Annotated in this window: 15 protein-coding genes and 1 pseudogene; 8 read left to right on the top strand and 8 right to left on the bottom strand. The window is 44.0% G+C overall.

What is annotated here, in order from left to right; all coding sequences use genetic code 11:
* The first annotated feature begins 102 nt into the window (after positions 1-102).
* Positions 103-1,183, top strand: a pseudogene (gene psbA / locus XZ46_RS22865) (photosystem II q(b) protein).
* A 63-nt stretch (positions 1,184-1,246) separates the two neighbouring features.
* Here the strand turns inward: psbA (XZ46_RS22865) and XZ46_RS22860 are convergent.
* Together XZ46_RS22860 and XZ46_RS38470 are read right to left on the bottom strand one after the other, a co-directional pair.
* Entirely contained in the window at positions 1,247-1,804 is a 558-nt protein-coding gene (locus XZ46_RS22860) for a Uma2 family endonuclease (protein WP_008054665.1), read from the bottom strand.
* A 36-nt stretch (positions 1,805-1,840) separates the two neighbouring features.
* On the bottom strand, positions 1,841-3,301 hold the full coding sequence (locus XZ46_RS38470; protein ID WP_008054667.1) for a helix-turn-helix domain-containing protein: 1,461 nt from the start codon (positions 3,299-3,301) through the stop codon (positions 1,841-1,843).
* Between the two features lie 267 nt (positions 3,302-3,568).
* Here XZ46_RS38470 and XZ46_RS22850 point away from each other — a divergent pair, with 267 nt between their 5' ends.
* The gene (locus XZ46_RS22850; protein WP_008054669.1) at positions 3,569-3,760 is read left to right on the top strand and encodes a hypothetical protein; all 192 of its coding nucleotides are present in this window, start codon (positions 3,569-3,571) and stop codon (positions 3,758-3,760) included.
* Positions 3,761-3,969: 209 nt separating this feature from the next.
* Here the strand turns inward: XZ46_RS22850 and XZ46_RS38465 are convergent, their stop codons facing one another.
* Positions 3,970-5,004: a Uma2 family endonuclease gene (locus XZ46_RS38465; protein ID WP_048895263.1), complete on the bottom strand. Its 1,035-nt coding sequence runs from the start codon at positions 5,002-5,004 to the stop codon at positions 3,970-3,972.
* Between the two features lie 263 nt (positions 5,005-5,267).
* Here XZ46_RS38465 and psbA (XZ46_RS22840) point away from each other — a divergent pair, with 263 nt between their 5' ends.
* Positions 5,268-6,347 (top strand): photosystem II q(b) protein, encoded by a 1,080-nt coding sequence (gene psbA / locus XZ46_RS22840; protein WP_006621986.1) that lies wholly within the window; start codon positions 5,268-5,270, stop codon positions 6,345-6,347.
* A 463-nt stretch (positions 6,348-6,810) separates the two neighbouring features.
* On the opposite strand, the gene XZ46_RS22835 is transcribed toward psbA (XZ46_RS22840), so the two are convergent.
* Both XZ46_RS22835 and XZ46_RS22830 read right to left on the bottom strand, forming a co-directional pair.
* Positions 6,811-7,806: a pentapeptide repeat-containing protein gene (locus XZ46_RS22835; protein WP_006623334.1), complete on the bottom strand. Its 996-nt coding sequence runs from the start codon at positions 7,804-7,806 to the stop codon at positions 6,811-6,813.
* Positions 7,807-7,857: 51 nt separating this feature from the next.
* On the bottom strand, positions 7,858-9,453 hold the full coding sequence (locus XZ46_RS22830) for a hypothetical protein (protein WP_008054620.1): 1,596 nt from the start codon (positions 9,451-9,453) through the stop codon (positions 7,858-7,860).
* 832 nt (positions 9,454-10,285) lie between these two features.
* On the opposite strand from XZ46_RS22830, the gene XZ46_RS22820 reads away from it, so the two are divergent.
* Positions 10,286-10,756: a type IV pilin-like G/H family protein gene (locus tag XZ46_RS22820; RefSeq protein WP_006623330.1), complete on the top strand. Its 471-nt coding sequence runs from the start codon at positions 10,286-10,288 to the stop codon at positions 10,754-10,756.
* Between the two features lies 1 nt (position 10,757).
* Here the strand turns inward: XZ46_RS22820 and XZ46_RS22815 are convergent, their stop codons facing one another.
* On the bottom strand, positions 10,758-11,279 hold the full coding sequence (locus XZ46_RS22815) for a hypothetical protein (RefSeq protein ID WP_006623329.1): 522 nt from the start codon (positions 11,277-11,279) through the stop codon (positions 10,758-10,760).
* A 530-nt stretch (positions 11,280-11,809) separates the two neighbouring features.
* Between XZ46_RS22815 and XZ46_RS22810 the strand changes: the two genes are divergently transcribed.
* The 3 genes from XZ46_RS22810 (at position 11,810) to XZ46_RS22800 (ending at position 15,716) form a co-directional block, all read left to right on the top strand.
* A complete protein-coding gene (locus XZ46_RS22810) occupies positions 11,810-12,460 on the top strand; it encodes a J domain-containing protein (RefSeq protein WP_006623328.1) in 651 nt (216 codons plus the stop codon).
* Positions 12,461-12,596: 136 nt separating this feature from the next.
* On the top strand, positions 12,597-13,469 hold the full coding sequence (locus XZ46_RS22805; protein ID WP_006623327.1) for a 6-carboxytetrahydropterin synthase: 873 nt from the start codon (positions 12,597-12,599) through the stop codon (positions 13,467-13,469).
* 351 nt (positions 13,470-13,820) lie between these two features.
* Complete coding sequence (locus tag XZ46_RS22800; RefSeq protein ID WP_008054622.1) at positions 13,821-15,716, top strand: tetratricopeptide repeat protein; 1,896 nt, start codon at positions 13,821-13,823, stop codon at positions 15,714-15,716.
* A 266-nt stretch (positions 15,717-15,982) separates the two neighbouring features.
* Here the strand turns inward: XZ46_RS22800 and XZ46_RS22795 are convergent, their stop codons facing one another.
* Entirely contained in the window at positions 15,983-16,267 is a 285-nt protein-coding gene (locus tag XZ46_RS22795; RefSeq protein WP_006623321.1) for a hypothetical protein, read from the bottom strand.
* 1,591 nt (positions 16,268-17,858) lie between these two features.
* On the opposite strand from XZ46_RS22795, the gene ilvC reads away from it, so the two are divergent.
* Positions 17,859-18,857, top strand: a complete 999-nt coding sequence (ilvC, locus tag XZ46_RS22790; RefSeq protein WP_006623318.1) for a ketol-acid reductoisomerase — start codon at positions 17,859-17,861, stop codon at positions 18,855-18,857.
* A 52-nt stretch (positions 18,858-18,909) separates the two neighbouring features.
* Here ilvC and XZ46_RS22785 read toward each other — a convergent pair whose 3' ends face one another.
* Positions 18,910-19,143 carry a hypothetical protein gene (locus XZ46_RS22785; protein WP_006623317.1) on the bottom strand — a complete coding sequence of 78 codons (234 nt, stop codon included), beginning with the start codon at positions 19,141-19,143 and terminating at the stop codon, positions 18,910-18,912.
* Positions 19,144-19,509: the final 366 nt, after the last annotated feature.

Below are 19,509 nucleotides of genomic sequence, written 5' to 3'. Positions count from 1 at the left end.
CCCCTTTACAAACCTTAACGGAGTGTGTCATATTATAGACACGGTAGAAAAACAACTGCCGGATAAGTACCTCGAAAACTCAATATAGCAATCATATCCAACATGACTACTACCATTCAGCAGCGCGAGAGCGCCAACGCTTGGGAACGGTTTTGTAGCTGGGTAACATCCACCAACAACCGCCTTTATGTAGGCTGGTTCGGTGTTCTGATGATCCCTACCCTACTAACTGCTACCATCTGCTACATCATCGCTTTTATCGCTGCTCCCCCCGTGGACATTGACGGTATCCGCGAACCCGTAGCTGGTTCTCTGTTGTACGGCAACAACATCATCTCTGGTGCGGTTGTTCCTTCCTCCAATGCGATCGGTCTGCACTTCTATCCCATTTGGGAAGCAGCCAGCTTGGATGAGTGGCTCTACAACGGTGGCCCTTACCAGTTGGTAATTTTCCACTTCCTGGTCGGTGTATTTTGCTACATGGGTCGTGAGTGGGAACTGTCCTACCGCTTGGGAATGCGTCCTTGGGATCTGCGTAGCTTACAGCGCACCTGTTGCCGCTGCTAGTGCAGTATTCTTGATCTACCCCATCGGACAAGGTTCTTTCTCCGACGGTATGCCTCTGGGTATCTCTGGAACCTTCAACTTCATGTTGGTGTTCCAAGCAGAACACAACATCCTGATGCACCCCTTCCATATGTTGGGAGTTGCTGGTGTATTCGGTGGTGCTCTGTTCTCCGCGATGCACGGTTCTTTGGTAACTTCTTCCTTGGTGCGTGAAACCACCGAAATCGAATCTCAAAACTACGGTTACAAATTCGGTCAAGAAGAAGAAACCTACAACATTGTGGCAGCTCACGGTTACTTCGGTCGCCTGATCTTCCAATATGCTTCTTTCAACAACAGCCGTTCCCTGCACTTCTTCTTGGGTGCTTGGCCGGTAATCGGCATCTGGTTCACCGCTTTAGGTGTATCCACCATGGCCTTTAACCTCAACGGTTTCAACTTCAACCAGTCCGTAATGGACTCCAGCGGTCGGGTAGTCAATACCTGGGCTGATGTCATCAACCGCGCTAACCTGGGCATGGAAGTAATGCACGAGCGCAACGCTCACAACTTCCCCTTAGATTTAGCTTCTGCTGAGTCTGAGCCTGTAGCTTTGGTTGCACCTCAAATCGGCTAATTTATAGCTTAGATGAAATAGAGCGCCTCCCAGTCGGGGGGCGCTTTTTCGTGCTTAAATTCACTAACCCACATTCAATACATCTTCATAAATTTGCGCCACGGTCATAGTTAGCCCCACAGATTCCAAGGTTAACTGATTATCTTCTCCTAAGATTTGAACTGTCCAACTCCCCGGAGTGTCTTGACGATAGACTTCCACTTGCATAACATCTTGAGAGACTAAAACATATTCCTTCAAAGTTTCTAAGGTTTGGTAGTTCATTAATTTTTCTCGTCGGTCAGTGCTTTCGGTACTTTCTGACAGCACTTCAATAATTAGGTTAGGTTGTGTTTTGAAGTATCGGTGATTATCTTCGGGGTTACAAGTCACGAGTAAGTCAGGGTAATAAAAAATATCGTCTTGAACTTTGACTTTCATATCAGACATGAATACCCGACAGGAACTCCCCCGCAGATGAGAACGTAATAAGGCATAAAGATTACCGGCAATGAGATTGTGTTCTTCACTAGCACCCGCCATAGCAAACACATAACCGCCCATATACTCATGGCGAATGGTGCTTTCGGCTTCAGCGATGATATAGTCTTCAACGGTAAACAGGGATAAAGGTGAACGCATTTTAGGGATTCTCCTAGTTTTTCTTTTTCAACTATTCTAACTTAGCTTAAATTTAGGATACTGTTGCCAAATCGGATGCAGTTGAAACATTCCTCGCTCTCCCTCTGATATTTTTTCTAGCAACCCCCGTCTAACTAAAGATTGGATGGCTGACCATAATTCAGATGGGGATAATTCAGGATTAGTGGGTTGTTCAGAAAGGGCGATCGCTTGATGGTCTCGGAAACCAGAAATCACCTGTTGTTCTAATTGGGATAATCGTTCTAACTGAGATTCTAAAATGGGTTCTAAGTCACCTAAAAAGATGTCCTCGCTGTGGCTTAAAAATAGGGAAACGCTACCATCAAATAGTTCGACTATGGTTGAGGCGATGATATTTAACCAGGTAGGATGTCCTTGATAGAGGTTGATTAATTCCGGCCATTTGTCGGAGTCGGTTAATTGGTGCGATCGCAAAATTTCCTCAGCATCGGCTGATAATCCTTTCAGGTGTAACGTGCGGGTGGAGTGTGTTTCCGCTTCTAAGGTAGCAATGGCTCTAGGTTTTTCCCAACTGAGGAGAATCACGCAACTTTGATGATGGTTTTTGGCAATTTTCCGAAAAATTGTCCGGTATTCTTTAAAGTCTGTCAAGTATTCCCCCGCCAATGCACCGCTTTTAAAAAGATTGTGTAGGTCATCCAATATGACTAAGCAACGGCAGTGACGGAAATAATCAATTATTGTAGGAAATGGGGGATTTTGTGACTGGTCAAAAAATTGTTGCAGTTGGTTTGTTAGGGAGGAAAAGGTGGGAGTTTCTGTGAGACTTTTCCAACAAATATAGTCAAATTCCGGCTGAATTTGTTCGATTAGTTGCCTGGTTAGTACGCTTTTGCCAATGCCACTTAATCCATAGATGGTAATTAAGCGCCTCCGGTCTTGTAAGAACCACTGTTTGAGGGTATTTAATTCGGTGGTGCGGTTGTCAAAGTCCGTGAGGTCTGGTGCATCGATTAAGTCAATAATGGGTGAGGGATTTTGGGTGGGGGAAGAGTCAGGAGAAGAGTTAGGGGAAGAGTCAGGAGAAGAGGGCGATCGGTGTTGAGTATCTTTAATAGATTGTACAAACTGATGACCAATATTAACAGTATCAAATTGATTAACAGTATCAACATCAACTTGTAAACAGTGACCGGATTGGGGAGATTGAGAAACCCGATATTTTTTCTGTACCTTGGAACGAAAATTGTATTTATTCAGGTCTTCTCCTAATTCTTCCCGTAACTTTTCCCATAACTTAGCGGCTTCTTTTTTAACGTGAGATTCACTGCACTTATACTCTGTAGCAATTTGAGGATATTTTTTTCCTGACCACACCCCCGTCAGTATAGCCTCCTCTATAGATGTCAGATTTTCTCGAGTTTTATCAAGTATCAACCGATCCGCCCATTGTAATATATCTTCAACATTCTTAATATTTGGATAAAAATAGAGATATTTTTTAATTTTTTTCAAAGATATCCTACCGAATCCTACTGTGTCAACCAAATCCTACCAAATCCTACTAAATTCCGTCAGGATAATTAGACAAATTGTGTACCAAATTTACTGTTTTAGGCTTGTCACATATAAAGGTTACAGGATCAAATTAGGGAAACGATCGCGAGTTGATCTGGTTTTTTGTTCTGTGTGAATCTTTGATACACATTCACTGACAGGGTAAGCAAGCTACGTTCAAATCATAATGAAAAAAATTGATTCACGAATTTAAGGAGAATAGAAATGTCTAAAGGTGATGAAATCGCAGAAAAAATTGTCATTGGCGTTGCTGCTGGCGTAGGTACGGCTCTCATTTTAGGAGCTGCCGGTTCTATTATAGCAATGAACCCTGCACCCTTATTGGCGGCTTTGAAAATTAGTGCCATCGCTAGTGCTGCTGCTGGTACTTCTGGAGGTATTGGAGGTAATAGTTAAATATCTCCGGAAAACCGATCGCTTTCTTTATTCGATGCTCAAGTTAGGGCGATCACTGGCAGAGAAATCGCCCAAGCAGAGCAGACCAGAAACCGGGTTTCTTCAAGAAACCCGGTTTCTTTGTTTTTGGACAATTTTGAGGCAGAAGGGAAAGTGCGATCGCTCCTTCGGGATCCGCTTGGCGCGATTCGCGGGAGCGATCGCTTCTTTTATAGTTCCTCTGGATCTAAACCGAGCGATCGCAACCGTTCAGCAAGACGTTCGGCTTTTTGGCGTTCTGCCTCAGCAATCTGTTGAGCTTGTTGGGCTTTCTGGCGTTCTGCCTCAGCAAGCTGTTGAGCTTGTTGGGCTTTCTGGCGTTCTGCCTCAGCAAGCTGTTGAGATTGTTCGGCTTTTTGGCGTTCGGCTTCGGCTTTTTGGCGTTCGGCTTCGGCTTTTTGGCGTTCGGCTTCGGCTTTTTGGCGTTCGGCTTCGGCTTTTTGGCGTTCGGCTTCGGCTTTTTGGCGTTCGGCTTCGGCTTTTTGGCGTTCGGCTTCGGCTTTTTGGCGTTCGGCTTCGGCTTTTTGGCGTTCGGCTTCGGCTTTTTGGCGTTCGGCTTCTTCCGGTAACAACACCAAATTACCTTCGGTATCATAAAACCGCAGCCAAATTGCCTCCTCACGGTCTATAGTTCCCGACCAAGTTCCCAGCCAAAAGCCTAAACTTTCACACCACAGCCAACCTCGCTCATTCGGCTCTAAAAGCTGATAACCTCCCGAACTCTGCAAATGCCATCCTTGAAAGGCGTTGGCTTCAAACGGGTCAAATACAAAGTAATCTGGTGTCCGAAAAGTCTGCTGATACAGCTCCTTTTTCTTTCCTTTATCTATTCTGGCGGTACTGGGAGACATTAGCTCCACAATCACATCTGGGTAGCGACCCCCTTCCTGCCATACTACCCAACCCTGTCGTTCTTTAGTGCCATCTACATCCAACACAGCAAAGAAATCTGGGCCACGAAAATCTCGGTTCCTAGCTTGTTCGCTGCTATAGTAAATAAACATATTCCCGCCTGTATAGAAATCATGGCGCGCACTCCAAGCCTGTTGCAATGACCTGATCAGGACGTTCATAGCAATGCGGTGACGGTTACTTTCCAAAGGCTCTCCATCATCAAAAATCAAATCTGTTGGCGGCATGGGGGGTTCCCATTCCGTTTCGGTAGCAGTTTCGGGGCTAGTATTGGCAGTGAGTTCAACTGACATTTGCGGTTCCCCCGTCTCTCGTGTTTCTCAGTTGCTGATGATTATATCCCAAGCCGCCGATAGTCGCCTGGAACCACAGGCTCTCTCAGGGTTCGACTCGATTATGGTTGAATTGATGATAAGCCCTACTTATGACAGCTATTAAAATAAATGTGGCTCAACCCCTTTACAAACCTTAACAGAGTGTGTCATATTATAGACACGGTAGAAAAACAACTGCCGGATAAGTACCTCGAAAATTCAATACAGCAATCATATCCAACATGACTACTACCATTCAGCAGCGCGAGAGCGCCAACGCTTGGGAACGCTTTTGTAGCTGGGTAACATCCACCAACAACCGCCTTTATGTAGGCTGGTTCGGTGTTCTGATGATCCCTACCCTACTAACTGCTACCATCTGCTACATCATCGCTTTTATCGCTGCTCCCCCCGTGGACATTGACGGTATCCGCGAACCCGTAGCTGGTTCTCTGTTGTACGGCAACAACATCATCTCTGGTGCGGTTGTTCCTTCCTCCAATGCGATCGGTCTGCACTTCTACCCCATTTGGGAAGCAGCCAGCTTGGATGAATGGCTCTACAACGGTGGCCCTTACCAGTTGGTAATTTTCCACTTCTTGATCGGTGTATTCTGCTACATGGGTCGTGAGTGGGAACTGTCCTACCGCTTGGGAATGCGTCCTTGGATCTGCGTAGCTTACAGCGCACCTGTTGCCGCTGCTAGTGCAGTATTCTTGATCTACCCCATCGGACAAGGTTCTTTCTCCGACGGTATGCCTCTGGGTATCTCCGGAACTTTCAACTTCATGTTGGTGTTCCAAGCAGAACACAACATCCTGATGCACCCCTTCCATATGTTGGGAGTTGCTGGTGTATTCGGTGGTGCTTTGTTCTCCGCGATGCACGGTTCTTTGGTAACTTCTTCCTTGGTGCGTGAAACCACCGAAATCGAATCTCAAAACTACGGTTACAAATTCGGTCAAGAAGAAGAAACCTACAACATTGTGGCAGCTCACGGTTACTTCGGTCGCCTGATCTTCCAATATGCTTCTTTCAACAACAGCCGTTCCCTGCACTTCTTCTTGGGTGCTTGGCCGGTAATCGGCATCTGGTTCACCGCTTTAGGTGTATCCACCATGGCCTTTAACCTCAACGGTTTCAACTTCAACCAGTCCGTAATGGACTCCAGCGGTCGGGTAGTCAATACCTGGGCTGATGTCATCAACCGCGCTAACCTGGGTATGGAAGTAATGCACGAGCGCAACGCTCACAACTTCCCCTTAGATTTAGCTTCTGCTGAGTCTGAGCCTGTAGCTTTGGTTGCACCTCAAATCGGCTAATTGATAGCTTAGATTAAATCAAGCGCCTCCCAGCCGGGGGGCGCTTTTTGTTTGTTTAAACTTCACCTAGCCAAAAAAACCACCCGGTTTTTGACTCGAAGGTTAAGATACAGAAACCGGGTGATTTTTAAGTTTTTTGGGTTTATAGTTCTAACCTAGGTTCTCCTCAACTTGTCTCAGAATAGAAAATAAAACGGTAATGCTACGATCCGCGTAGTTCATTAGTTTTTGCATAATTTGGTTGAAAAACGTTTCAGAAGAATTGTGAATTGAACGATTGCTAGGCTGAGGAGCCTCTAAATATGAGTTAGTGCTTTCACTTGTTATCATAGTTAAAGTGCTGTTCTCAGCTTTATTTTGTTTAGTGATTGAGTAACTCTCATGCGGACACTATAGCATAAGTATTGCCAAAAGCGCCCAAATTCCCGACCAAATATATCTAAAGTAGTACATCAAAGCCCTATCAATCATGAATCTCGCCATTAGGCATGATCGCGCCATGTAGGTTTACCCCAATGGTATTAGCACTACTAAACTCAGCACGAGTTAAGTAGGCATAGCTAAGGTTAGCATTTCGCAAATTTGTCCGACCAAGAGAAGCATCGGTTAAATCAGCCTGAGTCAAATTAGCCGAACTTAAATTAGTCCGATTTAGTTCCGCCCGTACCAAATTCGCCCGGCTTAGGTTAGCATGACTGAGATTAGCATTACTGAGATTAGCATCTGGTAAAATTGAGTCGCACAATTCCACCCTAGGCATTTGGGCGTTAGTCAAGATGGCTCGCTCTAGTTTTACCTTAACCATGCGGGAACCAATTAAATTAGCACCACTTAAATTAACTTCTGTTAAAATCGCCCCTTGTAAATTGGTTTCGGAAAGGTTAGTCTGGTTGAGAATCGCGCCACGCAGTACACATTCAGTTAAATTAGCCCCCGTTAGGTTAGCGCGAGTTAAATCAGCCCCGGTGAGATTAACCCCCTGTAAATCGGTACCTCTTAAATCTGCGCCTCGTAAATTTACACTCTCATAAATACGCCTTTCATAACGCATATTTGCACCCCGTAGACAAGCACCCCTTAAATCTGCACCTTGCAAATTAGCACCGCGTAAATCTGCTTGAATTAGGTTAGCATCAACTAATGTGGCTAGGGTTAAATTAGCTTTTCTCAGGTCGGCTGCTTGCAGGATAGTACCATGAAAATCAGCGTCGGTTAGTTGAGCGCCACTTAAATTAGCTCGTGATAGGTTAGCTCCTCCTAATCTGGCTTTTTCTAAATTTGCCCTAGTTAGGTTAACTCCATTAAGATAGGCTAACACAAAATTGGCTCCTTGAAAATCACCGCCACTTAAATTGGCTCCAATTAGGTCAGCATTACTTAGTTCAGCATTGCGGAGGTTAACACCTCGAAACAATTTTTCTCCACTTCGATATTGATTTAAGAAAGTCCGCTCATCCATCCATCTTCATCCTTGTACTTTGGCTGTTAATTTATTCGGAATTATCAATTATTAACTATGGTTTATATAGTTGATTTTTTGAGCCCAAATAAAAGACTGATCACCTGGCTTACGGAAGTAAATTTTGACAATGTTAATAGATTGTAGTTGTAGGGATAGTAACTTTTTGTGGATAAACTGGGTGGTTGATTCGGGCGCGAAACTGTGCTGGGATTCGAGAATTAGATGCAAACACTGATTTTTAGATTGAGCTAAAACGTGGATACCTTTGGATTTTACTAAGTGATTGAGGAAGGATGCGATCGCTTTAGGATTACCCTGTTTAGCTAGTTCTAGCACCTGATTAGTACCCCCGGAATCTGATATCTGAGTAGGTGTTGGTAACGGGTCAGTAATCTCTGATTTGGCTGCGGTTTGTTGGCGTTCTGTCGTTTCGGATTGATCAACTATTTCTTCTAGTTGTAGGATTTGTTCTTGTACTTGAGCAATGAAGTCTTTAAGCACCTCATACTTAAATTTTAATTGCTGCTCAATATCATAGCTAATCATTCTGCCATCTAGTTGGTCTTCTAAGGTCTGTAAGGTATTAGCGATCGATGTTATGGCTTCGGTAACTCCTTGGCTAACTCGCTTGTGAATATCATCTTTTAGCCCCAAACGTTCCTGAATAATATTGGACTTGGAACGGTTACCGGATGACTCTGGTACTAATTGACTATTTGATAGGGGTTGACCGGAATCTGTGGGAATTGGTACAGTTTGTAATCCTGATATTTCGGGGATGTTTGATTGGGTTACATTGGCGGGGGTTGATACTTGAATAGTCTGGCTTTCGTTCAAATCAATTCCCTGAGTTTTAGCTATTTCTGATAATTGTTGATCCTGACTATAATGGGAGTCTGGTAATTCCTGAAAAGAGCTATAATTAAATGATGGCTTACCATAACAAATACGCATGGCTTCAATTAAAATTGTGGCGACTTGAGCATCTTCATCAGAATCCTCTAAGTAAGCGACCATTTTTTTTAGATAAACTTTCAAATCTTCAAAGTTAGGGAACATTTGAAAGAGTTGTTCAATCAGGTTGTCTAACTCGATTGATTTGAGTTGTAGCCAGTCGCGATCGCTAAATGTAAACTCATTTTCTAAGACGGAAAATATCAATATCTTCACCCTTAATGGGTTGGCAGTCTGCATGATCTTGAAACGAATATCAAAGATATTATCTAGTTTTTTGGGGGGAGGATTGTGGTTAAAGTTTTCTGGATTAACTGACCAATCAAGTTGAGAGTGAGGACGGTCTGACGACTGATAGGAAGTCATAACCATCTCAGTAGAAGATTCCTGATCTCCCTCAAGGTACAATCTCCCAACTTGACTCAATACCAGATTAACAATAACTGTATATTCTGTTTTTTTGTTAATTTTAGATAAAATTTTATTCAAAATACTATTAAGCCGTTCAAGGCTTTGGGTACTCCAGTACAAAGATTGCACTAAATCCCGCATAGGAGTATTTTCTATGACTGCTGAATCACTCTCCCATTTACCATGGGTAGCACAAATCATAATTTTTTTGATGCGAAACACCTCATCACTGGTATCCAAGTTTTGCACAACATCATCCAGGATCGATTTGGCTGGCATTTTTGCCTCCTACAAATTATTGATAAATAAACAGTTATTTTGTGATAGTGCGAGCCCACACATTCGCCAAATTAATCATTCATCTACAGGTAATATATATCTGGGTAGATATTGCCTGTATCTCAGCCTGGTAAAGTAGGATTATTAATCAATAATTTCGCCAAAGTTAACCAAGCCAACCGGAATTATTTGAGTTGATTTTACGGAATATATAAACACCCAATAATCATCATGATAGAGCATTTCAAACTCGGCTCTATCTACAATGTTGTACCTGTTCACACATTGTAGGTCATTTATTGTATAATGGTTAATCATTCTCATTCAGCCATTTAGATTACCCCCCCAGAACTGATGGCGGACTTTGATGGGATCGCACGCTTAGTGCGATATTGGTGGCGTAGGCTGCGTCAGACCCCGGCTATATCAATCATAATCGGATAGTTTTCGGTTGACACAGCCCATGGTAGCCTGTTAGCTGGTTACCAACGATAGGTGCTGATCCTACCCAAAGCCTCAACTAAGATCGCCAAGTTTTAGCACTTTTGGGACAATCCCTAGCTCCGATCGCATATTATCACCCAGGACACTACCACTTCCCTGAAGGTAGTTTACCTATAATTATGCGAGTAGCGATCGCTTCAGAGGTGCGATCGCCGTCAAGCCCCCATGAGTAAATACTCATATAGTCATCTCCGGGACTGTCCAAAGGTTGCGGTTAGCCACCCATGAAACCATCTCCGAGCCAATTGTGATTTCTGATGAATTTCAGGAATCAAGCCAGATCGCCTTGTAGTGAGGTCTAGCATCGCGTTAAGTCAAGGAAACTCAGATGATGTGGAAATATTTGATATTTTTGGCTCCTATCGTTTTAACCGGTTGTCAGGTGGATTTTTCATCTGTCCTGGAAGATATACCAGGGTGGCGAAGCAGCGATCGCGCTCCTTTGATGATGAAAGCGATCGCCTTGGGACAGCAGACATATTATCAAAATCAAGGTTATTTTGCCAGTTCCCTTCACGGTCTATCTGGTAATTTAAATCTGGAAACCGATAGTTATCAATACGCCATTAGAACCGAAGGCGAAACGGCTCAAACCGTCTTCATAACAGCCACAGCCAAAACCGATGACCTGCGTAGTTATAGTGGTGTCATGACAGTAGGAAAAAACGACGGAGGGGTGGTCTTGATGGCGAACCTGTGCCAAACGGACACACCATCTAAAGTACCCCCCTTATTATCCTCAACCCCTGTACCTAGTCAAGGATTAAAATGTCCTCCCGGATCTAGTCCAGTACGCTAATCTAGGCAGTTACCGGAACAAAATCCACATCATCTGTGCCGTCTGTTTCCCCTTGACCAGAAGTGATTTTTTCGCCATTAACCTCGATCGCAAATTCAGTTTGATCCAAACCAGTCAAGTTATAATCAGTCTTCTCGCTGGTGTATCCAACACTAGCGATCATCTTCCGTCCGGCATCAGTGTATTTAAACGCCAACATTTGATTTTTAGACTTATCATTATCATAAGTCCAAACCACCATATACTCTTCCCCGTGATAGGAGAAAACCTTAGAAGGACGGGTAGGAACATAGCGACCGGGGGCACCAAAAGCCGCATCAAGGAATTCCTGAAGTGAATCATCCTGAACCACAGCATAGCTAACTTGTTCAGCCGGAAGTTCTTCTTCCTCGACATCATCTTCAGTTTCGTCAACCACTTCTTCTTTATTGCGATTGCGGAAATAATCGACAGCCATCTTAGTACCAATAGCACCGACGGTAGCAATTCCGGCCCCAGCGAGAATTTTACGCAGTCTACTCATATATTTTCCTCATTGACGAATTGGCGAGTTTTAGTCTTGGGGATATATTCCACTCTCCGTTACAATTTTAACAGATTGTTGTTAATAGCAAAATATGCCAAAAGATGATAATATTCCTGCGCTTGGGGGGTTGACAAAAAACATCAAATGATATCCAGGAGATGGATTCAGGGATAAATTAATATTTGATTAACCCAGATAACTTGGAGCATCAGCATAAATATAGGTGATAGGAGACCATTACCAAGCCACCTAACCCAGAAACCAGATGGCTGTAGTGGGCCTTTACTCATCCGGGCCAGCGACGTGAAGGAAGGCCCGAAAAGATGGCTAGATATTGATGATACAATTCAGCTATTATGTATAAAATACTTCAGACATCTAATAATTTCTGGGTGTTTAAATATGACAATGTGGTTAATTATGATGATTGCCACTAGAGATAGCCGGGGCTGCATCACTTGATATAATAGCTAAAGACCAGGTAATTTTAGCAACTTTTAAACTATCATTATCACCATGAAAAGATTATGCCCACTGATGATTACTATAGAATCTTAGAGGTTGCCCCCCATTCCAGTCAAACCGATATCAAAAAATCCTATCGGAGATTAGCCAAAAAATTCCATCCAGACAGTCAGGAAGAAACAGCCAATCACGATACAATTATTCGGATTAATCAAGCCTATGAAGTGCTGAGTGATCCCCAGAAACGCCAGAATTATGACCGCAGCCTAAGCCGCCCCAACCGACCAGGTAAACCTAAGCCACAAGGGCGGTCTAAAGATTTTGATCTAGACCAATGGTTGCAGGAAGTCTATAGACCTGTGAATCAAAATATTGACCGAATTTTTCAACCCTTTAAACAAGAAATAGATAACTTATCCGGCGACCCCTTTGATGATGAATTAATGGCAGATTTCCAAGCATATATTGAAACCTGTAGAGATATCCTAGCTGAAAGCCAAACTCGATTTCGTTCGGCTCCCAACCCGGCGAATATTGCGGGAGTGGCGGCGCATCTTTATTACTGTCTGAATCATATTGGTGATGGTATTGAAGAATTAAATATGTTTACCCTAAACTATGACGAATCCTATCTACACGCGGGCCAGGAATTTTTCCGCATTGCCGATCGCTTACGTCAAGAAGCCCAAGACCAAATCCATAAATTCCTTTAACCAGTCCTTTAACCAGAGAGCGATCGCCATAATTTCTTGAGCAGATCATCATACCATCGGGATCGAGGTTGAAAAAAATTCCGAAACCGACTACATTAGTTAACAGAACTTAACAAGCAAAAATTAACCTGCATTTATGCAATGCCTGATCACCCGTCGCGCCCAGTTTTCAGCCAGTCACCGTTACTGGTTGCCAGAACTGAGCGAAGCCGAAAATTTTGCCAAATTTGGACAAACAGCCCGCGCCCCCGGTCACGGTCATAATTATGTCCTGTATGTTTCAATGGTGGGGGAACTAGACGAATATGGCATGGTACTTAACCTGTCGAACGTCAAACATACCATCAGAAGTGAAGTTACCGAACCTCTAGATTTTTCATTCCTGAATGAAGCATGGCTGGAATTTCAGGACACCCTACCCACCACTGAATTTCTGGCTTATTTAATCTGGCATCGTCTAGCCCCCCATTTACCCCTAACCAACATTCAACTATTTGAACACCCCCAACTTTGGGCAGATTATCAAGGAAACTCCATGGAAGCATATCTAACCATCAGCACCCACTTTAGCGCGGCTCATCGACTAGCTCACCCTCTCCTGAGTGATGAGGATAACTCCAAAATTTATGGCAAATGCGCCCGCCCTCACGGTCACGGACACAATTATCACCTAGAAGTGACTATTCGTGGTCAAATTGACCCCCGGACGGGTATGATTGCGGATTTAGGGGCTGTGCAGAAGGCGATCGATGATTATGTGGTTGAACCTTTCGATCATACTTTCCTCAACAAAGATATCCCCTACTTTGCTAAGGTCGTACCAACGGCTGAAAATATTGCGGTTTATATCCGTGACTTGCTGCAAAATCCCATTGATGAATTAGGAGCCCATCTCCATAAAATCAAGTTAATTGAAAGCCCTAACAATTCCTGTGAGGTATACTGCACAACATCGGAACACCAACCCCATCTCGCCGCCAATCGAGAACCGGTAGCAGTAGGTGTATAAGGGATATCCCCACCCATCTCAATTAGCCTAATGTTTGACTAAAAAAGCAGGTATTTTGCCTGCTTTTTTGATGTTTATATAAAATCCGAATCAATAGTTTTTCCTGGGGGTTCGGGGCTGCTATGGCTACCAGAAACTTTGATGATGGGTTATGAACAGGATTTGCTCTTAACCAGTCCTCCACTCCCTAGATTATAGCTATCAATTTCCTGACCTGCAAAAATTGGGGCGTAATTATGAACTAGCTAAGACACTCCGCCTGAGTTTAAAGGATATTAAACCGGGGGGGAGTCACTATTGAGCTATCCGTTATCCATCCCCCTAATCATCAAGCAAGAGTGAGTTATATCCATGAGGCTATCGACCCTAACACTGTTGACTCTGACTGCGCTTGCAGCTAACGAATCGGTAAATCAGGCAACTGCTGCCCCTAATGTAACATCTAGTTATAATCCGGTTTCTGATACGGAAAATTTGGTTGATGAAATTGATATCGAAATTAGCCAAGCTGAACTTACTGCGACTGTTAGCGCCCCGGAAACTTGGAGTCAGCCAGAATTAGCCGAGGATTCATCATTAACAACAGATGAGGTGGTATTTATAGCTTCAGCTTCCCCAGCTTTGTCAGTGGCGAAGGTGAGTCCTTCTGTGGGTACTTCTGAATTTGGCTACACGGTTATATTACTTAATACTTTGCTGTTAATTTCTACTTTGTCGCCCACTTTAACTTTGATGTTTTTCTGGTTAGTGCGGCGCTTGGTGATTCGAGAGTTGGTGACGGAAACTAACAAAAGATTAGATAAGTTTGATGGTTTAGAATCACAACTAAAATCTTCTAATTATCAATCTAAAAAATTGGTTAAAGATTTAGAAATTCAGGTGAGAGTAGCACAAAAGTCTATTCAGTTTTTAAGAAAAGAGGTTGAGGCTTCTAAGGCTTCTATTCAAGAACTAGAACATCTGAAGCTACAGTATCTGAGACAGGTACAAGAGATGATGATGGAGCTGCAAAATTATAGAAATCAGACAATGGAACAGGTGGAGCCCCCAGGGGTACCAGTTCCTGCGCCGCCTATGTCTCAACTACCCTCGAAATCTACATCTAATCATCCATTACCTCCTAAGCATCCCCCCACTTCTCAGCCTTTAATTGCGGATGATTTCCTCAAAAAGGGGGAAGCGTTAATTAATGAACGTCAATATAAACAAGCGATCGCAGCTTGCGATCGCGCTTTGGAAATTAACCCTGATTTAGATGAGGCTTGGTATCAAAAGGGTAATGCTTTGGTGCGCCTACAACAATATTCGCAGGCTTTGGAGTGTTATGATCGGGCTTTAAAAATTCAGCCTCAGCGCTCAGATGCTTGGTATAATCGGGGTAATGTTTTGGTGCGGTTAAAACGCTATTCCCCGGCTCTGGAAGCCTATAATCGGGCGTTAAAGATTGAGCCTAATGATTATGCGGTTTGGCACAATCGGGGGGCTTTACTGCGTAAATTTCAGAAGTATGAGCAGGCTTTAGAGTCTTATGATCGGGCGATTATGCTGGAAGCAAATCATTATGAAACTTGGCATAATCGCGGGAATGTTTTAAGTCAATTAAAACGCTATCAGGAAGCCATATCATCTTATGATCGGGCGATTCAAATTAATCCAGGTCAGTTTGATATTTGGGCAAATCGAGGGATGGCTTTATGTCACATTCATCAATATTCGGAGGCGCTTTCTTGCTATGAACAGGCGATATCTCTGAATTCTAAGGATCCAGAACTTTGGATTTCTCAGGGGGGAGTTTTAGTAAAATTAGCACGTTATGAAGAGGCTTTAATTTGTTATGATCGGGCTATTAGCTTTAAATCGGATAGCTATGAGGCTTGGATGGGGCGAGGAGAGATTTTAACGGCTTTAAAACAGTATGAACAGGCGCTGGCTAATTGGGATAGGGTGATTGCTTTACAGCCAGATGCTTATCAGGCTTGGTGTCAACGGGGAATCTGTTTAGAGAAAATGGAACAACATGATGATGCGATCGCTTGTTTTGATACGGCGATTGCTTTGAAGCCAGATCATGCGGAAAGTTGGCGACACAGGGGCGCTTTATTGTCCCGACTGAAAAAATATCAGGAGGCGATCGCTTCTTTGGGAAAAGCTATCTCCATTCAAAAGGATTTACGCAACGGCAAAAAATCGGCTAATGCTTCTCAATCGATAGGTGATAATAATGGTTTCTCACCTGTTCCCACCTAATAGATGGAAAGCTGCTGATCATTTGAGATGTTGATGAAGGCGATCGCTCGGTTAAGGTGGCGATCGCCTTAAAATTGGCAACCGTCCACTATTTGGCAAAAAAATCCCCCAGCCGAAGCCAGGGGAAAACCATCAGGGTGCATCTACTTTTTCCTATTCCCGTCACAGATGAAGCACTCCGGGAAATTTGAGAAAAAATTGTGAAAAAAACAAAGTCCCTACAATCCGATGACCGTAGGGACTAGATTATGGGTTGCCAAAAGGTTCTAGGCAATGATAGTGTCCCAATTAACATCAAACACAGCCACCGTTGTATTCTTAACGGATATTTTAATTTTATGAGCCAGTCGCATCAGAACAACAGGTTCCTGAATTAGCGATCGGGAAGATTTCACAGCCTCTGCGATGTCCTTGTTCACGCACTGAATATGCAAAACACCCCACCGCCTATAGACTTTACACTGTCCCAAGGGTCTAAGCTGTTGCAATTCGGCTTCGTTTTCTCGATAGAAATCCCAAATCAGCCGTGTCAACTGTGAAGGTTTTTTCATGATCTTCCTCCGAGAAACACCATCCCCTTGTGGGTGGGTTGGGATAGGAGCAGCAATTGAGCCGGGTTAAATACCCCCGAAATTGCCCATTCGATAGCCATAAGCGTAGCTCCTGCGGGGTTGGTAAAGGTTGAACCCTTGCGGGGTGGAGGGGTATGGTTGCCCCTCCATGGAGCTATGGTTGGCTCCGACTCCCTTGCGGGGTAATGTTTGCGCTTGCGCTAACGCGCACGCTGCGCGAACGCCAATGTTCAGAGTCGGTACTATCCAAATCGCACGTCCTTAACCCCTTAGAGATGTTTAACGATTCGGTTCTAGGGCCTGGAACTAGCACGCATTCCAGGGTAGGAACTTTAACTCTTGCTCTGAACGGAGCCAGTTAAGGCTATAGCTGGTCAGCTACCTGAAAGGGGGGCACGAAGCCCCCGTGCTTCAGCCGGGGGTGCTGACTCTGGGTTGGAGGCTTTAACAACTCCCATCCCGCAAATGGTTGGTTATACTTCTAATTGAAACTCAGATTTGCCCTTCACAGCAAGACCCTGATACAAGACTTAATAACAAATCCCGGCCAAAATTTGAGCAAAAAAAACCCTAAGTTACTGTTGGCAAGAGTTTTGAGCGATCGCCTATTTAAGATGATGTAACAAGATTGATCCCGGATATTTAACAATTTGTAAAAGATGTTTACATGAAGTACCCCACACTACCACGTTGAGGGTCGGGCTTCCTACCCTCAAGAACTAGCGTTCTTGATAGGATCGCCTTTTAACTGTCTGGTTAGGCGTAGATTCGCACACTTCCTGCCCTCTTTTCAACTCGGCAAATTGCCAAAGGTTTAGACAAGCATTAATCTCTCTATCATGAGATGTATGGCATTACGGACAATTTCCTTCTCTATTTGATAGAGTTAAATATTATTTTATATACCCATTAATCGAATATTTTTGGGCAATTGAAAATCTATATGCTCGGTAAATTTCGCAGCCTTATAACTCCCATTGGTATTCTAAAAACGTTACAATATATTCAGCAAAATCCCGATTCACCATGGCTTTACTGTTTAAGTATTCGTAACAAATGGCTTGGTTATCGCACCTTAATTAGCGACTAATTATTATGGAATATTTAATCGTTGATTAGCCATTTTTGCGTAAATTTTAGCCAGTCTAACCCTCTATTATAGCGGTGATTAGAGTCTTTAAATTTTCGACTGAGCCTCCTTTGTCGAATGGTTCAGCGTCTTAATGAACCTTGAAAATAACGAGGATTAGGGAATTTTTGCCGCTTAGACGTAATCACGAAATCTTTGAACCCTAGAGCCAATCGAATTGGATTCAAAAAGTTAAGTTCAGTTTTGTATATTGTGCTATCGGATTGAGCATATTGGTCGGGCATTCATCCCCACCTGGCAAGAAGGATGGGGTATTCTGCCCGAAATCTATGATAAATCTGTCCAAGCTATCAGGTGACGGCTTTGAGTAGCCACGAAAATAGTAGCCAGGATTATATATGCCACTAGGTCTGCAACCATGATATGATTTAAGTTTTGCAAGTACCCCTTACACACGACTTGAAAAGGAGAACCCGGATTATGGCCCGTATGTACTACGATGCCGATGCCAACCTAGATCTATTGGCAGGTAAAACCATTGCAATTGTCGGTTATGGCTCCCAAGGCCATGCCCATGCCCTTAACCTTAAAGATAGTGGCATGAACGTCATCGTCGGGCTATATCCGGGGAGTAAGTCAGCCATTAAAGCCAAAGATGCTGGTTTAACAGTTTATCCGGTAGATGAAGCGGCTAAAATTGCCGACCTAATTATGATCCTGCTGCCGGATGAAGTGCAGAAAACCGTCTACAAAAACGAAATCGAACCCAATCTCAGCGAAGGCAAAACCCTAGCATTTGCCCACGGGTTTAATATCCATTTTGGTCAAGTTGTCCCCCCAGAGAATGTAGACGTGATCATGGTAGCGCCCAAAGGTCCCGGACATCTGGTGCGCCGTACATATGAAGAAGGACAGGGGGTTCCTTGTCTGTTTGCGGTTTATCAAGATGCGTCAGGACAAGCCCGCGATCGCGCTATGGCTTATGCTAAAGGTATTGGTGGCACTCGTGGTGGCATCTTAGAAACCACATTCCGGGAAGAAACAGAAACCGACCTATTTGGCGAGCAGGCGGTTCTCTGTGGTGGTTTAAGTGCGCTGATCAAAGCTGGATTTGAGACCCTTGTAGAGGCGGGATATCAGCCGGAATTAGCCTATTTTGAATGCCTCCACGAAGTGAAACTGATTGTAGATTTAGTGGTTGAGGGTGGTTTGGCTCAAATGCGCGATAGTATCTCCAATACGGCTGAATATGGAGATTATACTCGCGGCCCCCGTGTAATTACAGATGCGACCCGCGCAGAAATGCGTCAGATCCTCAAAGAGATCCAAACAGGTCAGTTTGCGCGGGAGTTTGTGTTAGAAAATCAATCTGGTAAAGCCGGGTTTACCGCCATGCGCCGCCAGGAAGCCGAACATCCTATCGAAGAAGTTGGTCATGACCTGCGGGCGATGTTTAGCTGGCTGAAAAAGAAAGCCTAATGATACTCTGGGGGAGAGAGTCCCTCAGTTATTGCTCGGCTGACTTTTTGCCTTAATTACCGCTATTGGCTGGCGTGGTATTCTGTAACTGTTCGACATCCCTTTCCCGTTCTTCGTTGAAATTACGGGGGGTTAGCCAGTCGGGAACCAGCCCAATTAAAAATTCGCGGCTGGTTTTACTAGCGCCCCGCACTGGGTCGGGTAGGAAGGTAAAACCATCAGCAGAGGTAATAAAGGTAACAATTAGGGCGAACACTATCAGCCCGAGAATTTTTTTAGGAGTCATATTAACTGATTGGGGCTAAGATTTAGTGGGGTTACTGACATTGGTGGAATATAGATATAGCCAATGTACTATATCTCACGGTAGATGCCAGGAATGCCTCTTCCCTGTTTCCGGTTTCGGGTTTCCTGATGATAGTTCTATGTTAACCTTTCAGCACCCCGCACGGTCAGTGCTGGCTGGGTTTACGAGCCTAAGTCCTACCAGGGGCAAGGCTTCGATGATCTGATGAGGCGATCGCGAATTACTATGGCTGATGTTTTAGAAACTCCCGAACAACAAATTGCAGTCAGCACCCCCGGCTGAAGCACGGGGGCTTCGTGCCCCCCTTTCAGGTAGCTGACCAGCTTAAGCCTTAACTGGCTCCGT

Source organism: Limnospira indica PCC 8005, assembly GCF_000973065.1.
GTDB lineage: Bacteria > Cyanobacteriota > Cyanobacteriia > Cyanobacteriales > Microcoleaceae > Limnospira > Limnospira fusiformis.
This window is presented reverse-complemented; position numbering and strand designations above follow the sequence as displayed.